Below are 12,064 nucleotides of genomic sequence, written 5' to 3'. Positions count from 1 at the left end.
ACTCTTGTGGCGTGAACCATATTGGGCGGGTTCAGAATTGTGCGGCCAGCGGGATGATCGACCCACTCTTTCAGGTCGAAACGCCAGGCGGACGGGCCGGTTAAGGGCACGTAGATTTCCGGCGCGAGGTGCTTGTGGTCGCGGTAGTGCGTCCAAGGGGCCAAAAGGAATAGACCAAGCAAGTGCTCGGACGAGTGAACGAACGCATCCTGCGGCCCCAGAAGCAGGCTGTGCATATTGCCCGAGCGGTATCCATCGCCCACATCGTCGCCCGCGTCGTAGTAGCCGCCGTCGTCCACCTTCCATTGCAAATGATCCTTGGCCAACAGCAAGGAAGACTTCAGGTTCTGAAGTTGCGGGGAATCGATGGCGGCTATGGCATCGTCGAGAAGAAGACGATGGGTTTGCACTTGGCCCTGCGCCCTGCCGGCTTCACCCGGGACTTCTAGCGCGGTGCGGCAGGCCACGCGCATTTCCTCGATGGCAAAACCGTTAGCTTCGACATCTTTGAGACACTGAATCACTTCCTCCAACAGAGAGAAGGGCGGCATCGCGTTCACGCCGATATCCTCCTCATACGAGAAAAAGGCCGTGTGTCAAAGAAGGATTCCCCGCTCAATACTTCCGCGCGGCCGCTTCCGATGCGACACGAGGCACCAGCGCCTTGACCAGGTTCGTCATGTCCAGCGTGCCGGCGGGCTGACCGTCGCGCATCACGATATACCGGTGTGACGTGTCCCCGCCAGACCGGGCGATCATGCTTTCGAGTGTATCGTCATACCCTACCTCGCCATGGGCATCGGGCGGCACCGGCTGACCATCGAGCGGCGTCATGATCGAGCGCACGCGCAGCACCCGCGCGCGGTTGATGTCGCTGACGAAGTCCTCGATGTAGGGATCGTTTGGATTGAGCAGGATATGCTGCGGCTCGCCCTGTTGGACGACATATCCGTCCTTCAGGATCACCAGATGATCCGCTAGTTTCAGCGCCTCGTCCAGATCGTGGGTAATGAAGATGATGGTCTTGTGCAGTTCCTTTTGCAGCTCGAGCAGCAGGTCCTGCATGTCCGTGCGGATCAGCGGGTCAAGCGCCGAGAATGCCTCGTCCATCAGCATGATCGGGGAATTCGAGGTCAGTGCCCGGGCGATACCGACGCGCTGCTGCATCCCGCCGGAAAGCTGGTGCGGGTAATGGTTGCCAAATCCGTGCAGGCCCACACGGTCGAGCCATTTATCGGCCTCAGCCAGATACTCTCGCTTTGAGACACCCCGCACGCCCAGCGTCGTGCCCGCGTTTTCCGCCACGGTCCGATGCGGCAGCAGCGCGAACTTCTGGAATACCATCGACATGACCTGCCGACGCATATCGCGGAGCTTCTCTTCACCATAGGCCAGCACGTCCTCGCCATCGACACCCACCTCGCCGGATGTCGGTTCGATCAGCCGGTTGAGGTGGCGGATCAGGGTCGATTTGCCAGAGCCCGAAAGCCCCATGATCACCGTGATCTCGCCCTCGCGCATGTCCGCGTTAATGTCGCGTAGGCCCAGCACATGGCCGTTCGTCTTCAAAAGGTCTGCCTTGGACATGCCATCAAGCACATGCTTCAGCGCAGCCTGCGGGTTGGCCCCGAAGATCTTGTAGAGGTTGCGGATCGAAACCTTGACGTTGTCGCTCATGTTTCTTTCCTCAGTGCTTTTGTGCCGCGTTGACGCGGTCGAGGGCTGCCTTGGTCACCCGGTCAAGGATGATCGCCAAGAGCACGATGCCAAGTCCGGAGACCAGTCCCACGCCCAGTTCCAAATTGCGAATGCCGCGCAACACCAGAACGCCCAGACCGGGGGCAGACACCAGCGAGGCGATGACGACCATTGCAAGGCTCATCATGATGGTCTGGTTCACACCGGCCATGATGTTCGGGAGTGCCAGCGGGATCTGCACGCCGAAGAGCTTCTGCCGGTCGGTCATGCCGAAACTGTCGGCAGCCTCGATCACATCCTTGTCCACCAGCCGGATACCGAGGTCCGTCAGGCGAATGACGGGCACGATGGCGTAGAGGATGATCGCGATGCCGTAGAGTTTCGGCTCGGTCACCGAGAAGAGGAAGATCAGCGGGATCAGGTAGACGAAGGGCGGCAGGGTCTGGAGCATGTCCAGCACCGGGATTATCGCCCGTTGCAGCCGGTTGTTGCGCGACATGGCGATGCCGATGGGCACGCCGAAGACAACACAGAGGAAGGCGCAGACAAAGATGATCGCCAGCGTCTGCATCGCGTGGTCATAGAGGTCCACGAAGGCCAGGAAAACAAGGCAGACCATCACGAAGCCCACCAATCGCAGGGATTTGGAGGCAAACCAGACGACCAGCGCCAGAAGAGGGAACATGAAGAACCAAGGGATCACCTCGAACGTGGCCAGCGCCCCGTCGAGGATCCAGCTCAGAGGTTGGGTCAACGGGTCAAGCACGACGCGCAGCGTATCCTTGATGGCCAGAAAACCGTTTTCGACCCCCTTGGTCACGTCGCGCGATTCAATGACGGCGGCGCAGGCATCGTTCAGTGCGTCGAGCGACGGAAAGGGCAGATCGAGGATGGACGTTTCCTCCACCTTTCCGGTGCTTGCCAGAAGATCGGCCATCGAGGTAGTCGTTTTGCGGGTGTCGCTGGCATCGCACCATTCTCTCAGCCCAAGTGCGTCAAAGAGCCCATCATAGGTCGCCATGCCCTGTCCTCCCGGCACGCATCCCATCCTATCAGGGTGCGCTCAGCTTAGTATTTTCTTGCAAAGTCGCACCGCGCGACCGCTTAAGCGATCACGCGGTGCGGGCCTGTGCCTACTTGATCAGGCCGGCAAGCTTTTCGCGCGCCGCGTCATTGATCCAGCCTGACCAGGTGTCAGAGTAGTTCTGGATGAAATAAACGGCGGCTTCTTCGGTGGAAGCACCATTTTCATCCGCCCAGGCCAGAACCGCGTTCAGCGTGTCGATCTCAAAGCTGACGTTGGACATCAGTTCCGCGATCTCCGGCTGGCTCTCGGCAAAATCGGTGGTTGCCACTGTCAAAACCGGGGCTGCTGGGAAGTCCGAAACGCCGGGGTTGTCATTGCCTTCAGTCTGGTTGGCAAGGTGGATATCCGCATCCACCGGGCCGATTTCCAACCGCTTCATCGGGTACTTGCCCAAAACGGCGGTCGGCGCCCAGTAGTAGCCGAACCACGGCGCTTCATCCGCCGCGGCAGCAGCGATGGAACCCGACAGCGTCTCGCCTGAGCCGTGGTCGAAAACCTCCATGCTGTTGCGCAGGCCAAGGGCCGCGATGATGTTGTCATTCACGATCCGGCAGCCCCAACCAACGGGACAGTTGTTGAAGCGGCCGCCGGCCAGTTCGGGGTTGGCCATCACGTCCTGCACGGTCTGCAGTTCTGGATGTTTGTCTGCCAGATATTGCGGGATCCACCAGCCTTCGAGACCGCCGGGGTTGAACACCTCGGTCAGGCGTTTGACCTTACCTTCCTCTTCGAGCTTCAGAAAGGCTTCACCGGCGGAGTTCAGCCACATCTCGGTCACGATGTCGGGCTCGTTGTTCTCGGCCAGCGAGGCGAGGGAGGTGATGGTCGCCGAAGGCACCATTTCGACGGTGCAGCCATAGCCCTGTTCCATCAGGAATTTCGCGGTGTGCGTAATGACCTGCGACGATGGCCAGTTCATCTCGGTCATCGACACCTCGCCGCAATCGGCGAGTGCTGCGGTACCCAGCATGGAAGCAGCAGCGATGCCGCCAAGGAAAGTGAGTGATTTGCGCATGATAATCTCCCTGTTCATGTGCGTTTCGGGTGATGCTCCGATGCCCATTCATGGGGCTTTCTTCATGTAGCGGTTCAGTCGAGCGTCCTTTTGCTAGACAATCGGCAATTCGGGGGTGGCGCGGGTCGTCAACAAGCGAGCTTGTCCGCTTGCGACCACAATGTTTTCCTCGTGCACCATCATCAGCCCGTCGCCGTAGCTCAGCGAGGGTTCGATGGTCAGCACCATGTTTTCCTTCAGTTCTGTCATGTCGAAAGCCGCATGCGATGGCTGTTCGGTCAGTTGCATACCCAGCCCGTGTCCCAGCCTGCCAATATCGCCGCCGCTGTCATCCAGTTCCGAAATGACGACCGACATGGCGTTGAAAAGATCGCGGCAGGTGGCGCCGGGCCTTGCAGCGTCTATACCGGCCTGGGTTGCGCGCCACAGCACGTCATAGGCCCGACGCGCGGCGTCATCGGCATGCCCAATGGCCCAGTTGCGGTCAAAGTCGCAGAAATAGCCGTCCCAGACACAGCCCGTATCAAGCATCAGCACATCGCCTTTTTTCAAAGGGCGACCTGTGGGGGGCGAGATGACGTCTGCATAGCCACCCTGATCGGCGGCCCCCACCACATAGGGCGCATTGTCGGCCCCCATGCCGATCGCGGTGCGGCGAAATTCGCGGAACACCTGATCGAGCGGCATTCCTTCGTGCAGAAACTCCGGTACGGCGGCAAAGGCGGCCGAGCCGATCCCGCAGATATGTGCCAGCTTCTCGATCTCGGCTTGCGTTTTGACCATGCGCAGCCCCTGCAAAAGGCCAGTGGCATCCGCGATCTCGATCCCCGGCAGGGCACCCATCAACCGTTCCCAATCGCCCAACGGCATCCGCAAAAGCGTCTCATGCCCTTTCATCAGGGCCAGCCTTGCGCCGCGATTGGCCAGCGGCGACAAGAGCTCTGTCAGCAGGCTGATCCCGTCATCCTCGGGCTGCGGGGCGGACCATGTGCGCACATCGTCAACCCAACCCCGGCGCATCAGTTCTGCGCCGATTTCAGGGATCACGGCGATGGGTTTGCCGCTGGCCGGGATGAACAGGAACCAGGGCCGCGTTGGGCTTTGCCAGAAGAGCGTCTGGAAGCCGGTGAAATAGTAAAGCTCCGGCTCGGTCATCAAGAGCAGACCGTCCAGCCCCTCGGCCGCCATCCGGGCTTGTGCGCGTTCCGTGCGCGCCGCAAATTCAGCATCCGAAAACCCGCGCGCTGGAGCCTCAGTCATGAACAGACCTTTCAACAATGGCGCGGGCTGAGAACCGCGCCGCCTCGCCGCGCCAGAATTGACGGCCAAAACAGAATGAGCGTCCGGATGAGTCGCGGATGATCTGGGTGAGTTCGATCCCGGCGCTGTTTTTCGCAAGGCCCAACAGGTTCGTTTCCTCTGCCGTCGCGGCACGCATCAGGATCGCGATGTCGCCCGCGCTGGCGGACAGATCATAGCGCGCCTCCAGAAGGCGGGTGGTAGACTGGTGCAAGTCATGCTCCAGAAACCCGGGACAGCGCCGCGCATTCACAAATTCTGTCTCGACAAAAATCGCGTGGCCGTTGTTTCGAAAGAGGCGTGTGTAGGCATAGACCTCCGCGCCATGTTCCACACCCAACTGTTCGGCCACCATCGCGTCGGCCTGCGACTTCATCGCCCGTACCACCTCGATCTCAAGCGCCAGGCCCCGGCTGTCGGCCTCCGCCACGAAGCTGACCATTTTGGATACGTCATAGCTGACCCGCTTGGGCGAAACGAACCGCCCGCGCCGGTCTTCGCTGTAGACAAGACCTTCGGCCTCCAGCGCATCCAGCGCCCGGCGCGCGGTCATGCGGCTGATGTCATACTCATCGGCAATGCGACGTTCCGATGGCAGGGCCGCATGTTGGACAAGGGTGCCATTTGCGATCTGACTTTTGAAGTCCTGAACAACCTGCTGGAAACGCGGCGTGTCGGTCGTGACCCGCCGCCCGCTGCCATGCGTTTCGTGATACTGTACCGCTGCGTCCATCCGATTCCCGCCCGTTCGAGGTTCATGTTAGGTGGTATATACCAGCATGCGCAAGAATTTTTTTTCTCTTGACCGAGGCGCTATTTTGGACGTTCAATCCACATTGTGGTATATACCAGATTCCACACGATCGAAGCAACGGGCGTCGCCCAAGTAGAAAGAACCACCGTCATGTTCAAGACAGGAGACACCGTAGCATCGAAAAACTGGTCGCCCGTGCTGGACGCAGGGCGGTACCATCGGGCGCGGTTGGGCTTTATCCTGATGTCGACGGATCTGGCAGCCGAAGTCGATTTCTTCGACATGGTCCCGCCCGGCGTGGCGGTGCACATCACCCGATTGAAGACCGAAGATTACACAACAAACGAAACTCTGGCCCTTCATATCGACCATATGGCCGACGCAGCCGCCCGCATTCAACCTGACCTGAAACCCGATGTGATCAGCTACAGCTGCACCAGCGGGTCCATCGTGATCGGCGAAGACAGGGTCATGGCCGAAATCGCCAAAGGCGCGCCTTGGGCGCAGCCGATGTGTCTGGTCCAGGGGGTGCTCGATGCGCTGGGTGCCTTGAACGCCCGCCTTCTGGAAAGAGTTTGCGCTGGCATTCGACCGCCCTGACGCCGATGCGATCTTTCTCAGCTGCGGCGACATCCGGGCGCTAGAAGTGTTCGAAGAGATCGTGGCCGCCGCGGGCAAGCCGGTGATCACCTCGAACTAAGCGCAATTCTGGAGCTGCCTGCGGCGAGCAGGCATCACCGACCAAATCACTGGCTTCGGCCAAATCTTGCAGAACCCCGGCACCGACCTGTTGCTGGCAAATCCAAACCCGGCCATGGCCGGATCCTAAACGGAGGAATGGCAATGGCTGCATTGTCTCAGGAGCAAAAAGACGCCTTCTGGCGTGACGGTGTATTGGTTTTGGAGGACGCGGTGACGCCCGAGGAACTGGCGACACTGCGCGCTGAATTCGGGGCCTGGGTCGAGGAAAGCCGCGCACATACCGATGACTACGGCGAAACACTTGATGGCCGCGCGCGGTTTGACCTTCAACCGGGACACAGCGCCGAGAATCCCGCCCTGCGCCGAGTGCAGAGCCCCGAAGAGGTGTCGGAGGTTTTCGCCGCAACCATGCGCAATGCCCGCACCGTTGATCTGTGTGCAGAGCTGATCGGCCCCGGCATCCGGTTCCACCACGGCAAGGTGAACTCCAAACTCCCCGGCTCGGCGACACAGGTGAAATGGCATCAGGATTTCCCGTTTGAGCCGATGACCAATGACGACATGATCACCTGTTTGCTGTTCATCGACGATGTGACACTTGAAAACGGCCCGCTTGAAGTGCTGCCGGGCAGCCACAAGGGCCCGATTTACTCTCACTGGCACAATGGCGTGTTCACAGGCGCGGTAGATGACGCGATCATCGACGCGCAGCGCGACAGGATCATGAAATGCACCGGCAAGGCCGGGTCGGTCTGCCTGATGCATGCAAGCCTCCTGCACGGCTCTGCGCCCAACCTATCGGACCAGCCGCGCACGCTTTACATCACCACCTACTATGCCGAGGACGCGATCGAGCTGAGCCCCAACCATCTGCCCAGTACGCTGACGCACGAGTTGGTGCGCGGCGAGGCTTCGGGTCGCGTGCGCTGCACCGCCTATGAAATGGAACTGCCCGCTGTGCCCAAGGGTACGTCTTTCTTTGCGCAGCAGGAAGGCTCTGACGGCGCGGGCAGCGGGGCGATGATGTAGACATGAGCGACGTAACGACAGTTCCGGCAGCGATTGAAACGCTGGAGTTCGACACGGATGACGGGCTTGGCCAAAAGGCCCGCATCGGCCTGATCGTGCTGCAGACCGATCAGACCATCGAATTTGAGTTCGCGCGGCTGATGCCCGGTTGCGGCACCGCCTTTTACCACGCGCGCATTCCCAACGCGATGGAGGTCTCGCCCGAAACCCTGCGCCAGATGCAGCGCGATCTGCCAGCAACCGCCGCGCTCTTGCCACCGTCTTTTGAGTTCAACGCCATCGGATATGCTTGCACCTCCGGGGCCACGATGATCGGCGAAGATCAGGTTGATCGGATAATCCGCGACGTCCATCCGCATGCCAAGACCTCGAACCCGATCACGGCCTGCAAGGCGGCACTTTCGGCTTTGGGCCTCAGCCGGATTGCGCTTGTGACGCCCTACCCGCCAGAGGTGACGCTGGAAATGCAGGCCAACCTGCATGCGGCGGGGGTCCACACCGTGGCCGTGGCCTCCTTCAACCAGTCTGACGACTTCACCGTTGCGCGGATCAGCAGCGCGAGCATTCTGAAGGCGGCCACGACCATCGGTGCCCGCACTGAGGTCGAAGGCGTTTTCGTCTCTTGCACCAGTCTGCGCGCGCTTGAGGTGATCGACGCGGCGGAAGCGCAGATTGGCAAACCCGTTATCGCCTCCAATCAGGCGCTTGCCTGGCACCTGATGCGATTGGCGGGGCTTACTGACAGACCGGCAGGCGCCGGGCGACTGTTCCAAACCGCCTGAACACCCTCTGAAACCCCTCAAAAGAACAGGACAGCCATGACATCCCCGCTCCCCGAACGTGCAAGCATTGTCATCATCGGTGGCGGCATCATGGGCTGCTCGGTCGCCTATCACTTGGCCAAGGGCGGCTGGAGCGATGTGATCTTGCTCGAACGCAAGACACTGACCAGCGGCACGACGTGGCACGCCGCCGGGCTCGTTGGGCAATTGCAGGGCAGCCATGCCACCACGGCCTTTGCCAGCTACGGTGTTGAGCTCTTGAAAGAGATCGAGGCGGAAACCGGCCAAAACCCCGGTTTCCGGCAATCGGGCTCGATCTCCATCGCGCTGAACGACGAGCGCATGGCGGAACTTAAGCGCAAGGCGGATTTCGCCCAGCTCTTCGGGGTCGAGGCGCATTATCTGGACACGGCCGAGATTGCCGAACGCTGGCCGCTGATGAATGCGGACGGCGTGCTGGGCGGCATCCACATGCCTTCGGACGGCTCTGCGAACCCCATCGACCTGACGCAGGCGTTGGCCAAGGGCGCGCGGATGTATGGCGCCAAGATCCGGGAGTACGTGAAGGTCGAAGAGGTGCTGACCGCGCAGGGCCGGGTGAAAGGCGTGCGCACCGATCAGGGCACCATTCAGGCCGACCGCGTGGTCAATTGCGGAGGAATGTGGGCGCGTGATCTGGGCCGACAGAACGGTGTCGGCGTGCCGCTTCACGCTTGCGAGCACTACTACTTAGTCACCGAACCGATCTCCGATCTTCCCTCTGACCTGCCGGTGCTGCGATCCTATTGCGACGGCACTTACTGGAAAGAGGACGCGGGCAAGTTGCTCTTCGGCTTTGCCCATTTCCACGCCAAGCCATGGGCCCCCCGCGGCATCCCCGAAAGCTTCGAGTTCGACAGCCTACCCTTCGTCGAGGACGACGTGATGGAAGTGCTGGAGCTTGCGATGAACCGCGTGCCTGTCCTGCAGGAAACCGGCATCCGCACCTTTTTCAACGGGCCCGAGAGCTATTCCCATGATGGCCGTTTCACGCTTGGCGAAGCGCCAGATCTCAAGGGCTATTTCGTGCTGGCGGGCGTGAACTCCACTGGCATTCAGTCCGGCTCGGGCGCGGGCAAGGCGCTCGCCGACTGGATCATGGCGGGCCACCCGACGATGGACCTCTCCGAGATGGACCCGGCCCGGATCGAGGCGTGGCAGGCCCGCGACCCCTATCTGCAGGAGCGCTGCCCCGAAACCCTGGTGTTGACCTATGCGATGCACTGGCCGGGGCGGCAACGGGAAACGGCGCGGGGCTTGCGGCGCACACCCTTCTACCACGCGATGAAGGCGCGCGGTGCCGCCTATGCCGAGGTGCAGGGTTGGGAACGCCCGGGCTGGTTCGCGCCGGGCGGGGCCACGCCCACCTATGACCACTCATTCCACCGCCCAAGTTGGTTCGATCATATGCTGGCCGAACAGCGTGCTGTGCGCGAAGCGGCGGGGCTGATCGATTATTCCATGCTGGGCAAGCTGATGGTCGAAGGGCGCGATGCCGAAGCCTTCCTGCAACGCGCCTGCACAAACGACATGGCGCTGCCTGTGGGAAAGGTCGCCTATACACTCATGCTGAATGACCGAGGTGGGATCGAAAGCGACGTCACCGTCGCGCGCCATGGCCCCGAGAGTTTCATGGTGATGAGCGCCATTTCCCACACGCGGCGCGACCGCGACTACCTGCGTGGATTGATCCAGCCGAGCGAGGACGTGCGACTGCACGATGCAACGACGGCCTACGCGGTCCTGTCGCTCTGCGGTCCGAAATCGCGTGATATTCTGGCTGCTGTCGGTGACCTCGACCTTAGCGCCAGCACCTTCCCTTTCAACACGCTGCAACATTTTCACATCGGTCACGCACCAGTCTTTGCCCAGCGGCTTTCCTACACCGGGGAGTTGGGTTGGGAGATCTTCATCACCCCCGATTTCGCCGAGCATGTTTTCGAGCGTCTTATGAAGGCCGGCGCAGCGCACGGCCTGCAACTGGTGGGTGGTGAGGCGTTGAATTCGCTCCGCATCAGTGCGGGGTTCGTGCATTGGGGCCACGATCTAGCTTATACGGACGCGCCGCACCAGATGGGCCTGGGCTTTGTCTGCAAGCCGGATAAGGGCGTGCCTTTCATCGGCCGCGACGCCTATCTGGAGCGCAAGGCAGCTGCAAAGGGACCATTCCTGTGTTCGCTCCGACTTGATGATCCCGATGCCCTCCTGCACCACAATGAACCGGTTCTCAGGGACGGTAAGATCGTCGGCTTCGTCACCAGTGGCGCGTTCAGCGCGGCGTGTCGGTCAGCGATCGGACTTTGCATGATCTCATCACCAGAAGGTGAAACGAGACGTACAGTTGCCTCAGGAAACTACGCCGTTCTTGTGGAGGGCCGGCGTGTTCGGGCTCAGATTGGAGTGAATCCGATCAACAGCTGGGACGCAAAAAACAAGTTCTGAAATCGCCGGGTAATAAGACATCGGTGCGCCTGACCGAACCCGCCCGGACGATCACAGCGCACTCCCGATGGCCTGTCACTCACGATTTGCCCGGATAGCACAAATAGCCCGCCAGTTCGAGCCGCTCCCGAATCGCCCAGACCTGTTTTGGCAGTAAAGGCCACTTTTGACTGTTGATACGCCCCTTGTTCCTGGCTCTGCGTTTCGGATTTGTTGCGGGATGTCGGCGCGTTGGCACGATTTGCCCCCCGATCCACCCTCCAAACCCAATCACCAGCATCATGCTGGCAGTGGGGTTGTATCGCCCTTGGCAAAGACAGTTCTTAAAGTACCCTGCGAAATACCTGAATCACTTTGCGCTGCCTGAAATCACAGATGCGGGGCGCGCAAGGTGATCTTTGAGTGTCTGAAGTTTTTCGCTGTGACACTTGAAGATATTCAGCTCTGGTGAGTAGGCCCGAGCTGGGTCGTTCTGCACAATCACCGCCAGTGAAATCATTGACACGGTCTTGACAGCCAAGGCTGATGGCAGCGCTGAAAGCAGGGCAAATGGCATCATTCACTTTCTCGGTTGTGGTGATCTCAGACGGCTCTGGCTGTGGCGCCGAGATAGAACAAAAGACTGCAACGGTCTACTGTTGCGACGTAATTTGCACGTCAATCTTGCACCTGTAAGACCAATGGGCTGGGATTGCGGAATACAAAGGGGCGACCTGGCAGTTTTTCGGTGGCCTGCATCTTCCGAGCTGGTCTGCCTATAAAGCGGCTCACCCAAAAAACGTGTGATGATGTAAAATCGTTCGCCTCACGGAGCGTCTGCAGCTCGACAATTGCAAGGAACGTTCTTTCCTCAATTCTTTGACTGCGTATTCCACGTGCATCTGGCCACCCCAGGATAGGGGGTCTGTGAGGCAATCTGATCGTGCCTATTCTGCAGCCTTTGAGGTTGCAGGAGGGTGAGATGGAAAGGTTGCCGATGCGTAAGATCAAGGATGTTTTGCGACTATACGCTGCGGTTTTGTCGGACCGTAAGATTGCGGTCAGCCTCGGGGTTGGCCGTGGTTCTGTCCGGAATTATCGCGAACGCGCCAAGGATGCTGGTCTGTGCTGGCCTGATGTTGCGGGTGTAGACGACGCCGTGCTGGAGCGGCAGCTCTTCACGCAAACGACATCGCTGGACGCTCCGCGCTTTGCCGAACCCGACTGGAGCCAGATTT

The 12,064-nt window shown here is 60.3% G+C and carries 11 protein-coding genes and 1 pseudogene; 6 read left to right on the top strand and 6 right to left on the bottom strand.

Annotated features, from left to right (window positions below):
• The 6 genes from MCRY_RS21670 to MCRY_RS21645 all read right to left on the bottom strand — a co-directional run.
• On the bottom strand, positions 1-551 hold a 551-nt coding region (locus tag MCRY_RS21670), incomplete at its 3' end, for a dimethylsulfonioproprionate lyase family protein (RefSeq protein ID WP_244897957.1).
• Positions 552-615: 64 nt separating this feature from the next.
• A complete protein-coding gene (locus MCRY_RS21665) occupies positions 616-1,677 on the bottom strand; it encodes a quaternary amine ABC transporter ATP-binding protein (RefSeq protein ID WP_085633768.1) in 1,062 nt (353 codons plus the stop codon).
• 10 nt (positions 1,678-1,687) lie between these two features.
• Positions 1,688-2,719, bottom strand: coding sequence for an ABC transporter permease (locus MCRY_RS21660; protein ID WP_085633766.1), 1,032 nt, complete (start codon positions 2,717-2,719; stop codon positions 1,688-1,690).
• Between the two features lie 112 nt (positions 2,720-2,831).
• Positions 2,832-3,800, bottom strand: coding sequence for an ABC transporter substrate-binding protein (locus MCRY_RS21655; protein ID WP_085633770.1), 969 nt, complete (start codon positions 3,798-3,800; stop codon positions 2,832-2,834).
• A gap of 93 nt (positions 3,801-3,893) precedes the next feature.
• Positions 3,894-5,060, bottom strand: a complete 1,167-nt coding sequence (locus tag MCRY_RS21650) for a M24 family metallopeptidase (protein ID WP_085633764.1) — start codon at positions 5,058-5,060, stop codon at positions 3,894-3,896.
• The gene (locus MCRY_RS21645; protein WP_085633762.1) at positions 5,053-5,832 is read right to left on the bottom strand and encodes a GntR family transcriptional regulator; all 780 of its coding nucleotides are present in this window, start codon (positions 5,830-5,832) and stop codon (positions 5,053-5,055) included. Before MCRY_RS21645 ends, MCRY_RS21650 begins: the two co-directional genes overlap by 8 nt.
• 171 nt (positions 5,833-6,003) lie before the next feature.
• Here MCRY_RS21645 and MCRY_RS21640 point away from each other — a divergent pair, with 171 nt between their 5' ends.
• The 6 genes and pseudogenes from MCRY_RS21640 to MCRY_RS21610 form a co-directional block, all read left to right on the top strand.
• On the top strand, positions 6,004-6,453 hold the full coding sequence (locus MCRY_RS21640) for a hypothetical protein (protein ID WP_244897956.1): 450 nt from the start codon (positions 6,004-6,006) through the stop codon (positions 6,451-6,453).
• On the top strand, positions 6,434-6,553 hold the full coding sequence (locus MCRY_RS23685) for an aspartate racemase/maleate isomerase family protein (RefSeq protein ID WP_425320145.1): 120 nt from the start codon (positions 6,434-6,436) through the stop codon (positions 6,551-6,553). The genes MCRY_RS21640 and MCRY_RS23685 overlap by 20 nt, the downstream gene beginning before the upstream one ends.
• Before the next feature lie 143 nt (positions 6,554-6,696).
• Positions 6,697-7,584, top strand: coding sequence for a phytanoyl-CoA dioxygenase family protein (locus MCRY_RS21635; RefSeq protein WP_085633760.1), 888 nt, complete (start codon positions 6,697-6,699; stop codon positions 7,582-7,584).
• Between the two features lie 2 nt (positions 7,585-7,586).
• Positions 7,587-8,366, top strand: coding sequence for a maleate cis-trans isomerase family protein (locus MCRY_RS21630; RefSeq protein WP_085633758.1), 780 nt, complete (start codon positions 7,587-7,589; stop codon positions 8,364-8,366).
• A 36-nt stretch (positions 8,367-8,402) separates the two neighbouring features.
• Positions 8,403-10,847, top strand: coding sequence for a GcvT family protein (locus MCRY_RS21625; protein ID WP_085633756.1), 2,445 nt, complete (start codon positions 8,403-8,405; stop codon positions 10,845-10,847).
• Positions 10,848-11,808: 961 nt separating this feature from the next.
• Positions 11,809-12,064 (top strand): annotated as a pseudogene (locus MCRY_RS21610) (IS21 family transposase); the annotation flags it as partial.

The sequence above is a fragment of the Marivita cryptomonadis genome (assembly GCF_002115725.1).
In the GTDB taxonomy this organism is placed as follows: Bacteria; Pseudomonadota; Alphaproteobacteria; order Rhodobacterales; family Rhodobacteraceae; genus Marivita; species Marivita cryptomonadis.
The sequence above is the reverse complement of the archived record's forward strand: the minus strand, read 5'-3'. Positions and strand labels throughout refer to the sequence as shown.

Bases quoted from the DNA above. Each gene is read 5' to 3' on its own strand.
- MCRY_RS21665 (WP_085633768.1), bottom strand. From the start codon at position 1,677: ATGAGCGACAACGTCAAGGTTTCGATCCGCAACCTCTACAAGATCTTC.
- MCRY_RS21660 (WP_085633766.1), bottom strand. From the start codon at position 2,719: ATGGCGACCTATGATGGGCTCTTTGACGCACTTGGGCTGAGAGAATGG.
- MCRY_RS21655 (WP_085633770.1), bottom strand. From the start codon at position 3,800: ATGCGCAAATCACTCACTTTCCTTGGCGGCATCGCTGCTGCTTCCATG.
- MCRY_RS21650 (WP_085633764.1), bottom strand. From the start codon at position 5,060: ATGACTGAGGCTCCAGCGCGCGGGTTTTCGGATGCTGAATTTGCGGCG.
- MCRY_RS21645 (WP_085633762.1), bottom strand. From the start codon at position 5,832: ATGGACGCAGCGGTACAGTATCACGAAACGCATGGCAGCGGGCGGCGG.
- MCRY_RS21640 (WP_244897956.1), top strand. From the start codon at position 6,004: ATGTTCAAGACAGGAGACACCGTAGCATCGAAAAACTGGTCGCCCGTG.
- MCRY_RS21635 (WP_085633760.1), top strand. From the start codon at position 6,697: ATGGCTGCATTGTCTCAGGAGCAAAAAGACGCCTTCTGGCGTGACGGT.
- MCRY_RS21630 (WP_085633758.1), top strand. From the start codon at position 7,587: ATGAGCGACGTAACGACAGTTCCGGCAGCGATTGAAACGCTGGAGTTC.
- MCRY_RS21625 (WP_085633756.1), top strand. From the start codon at position 8,403: ATGACATCCCCGCTCCCCGAACGTGCAAGCATTGTCATCATCGGTGGC.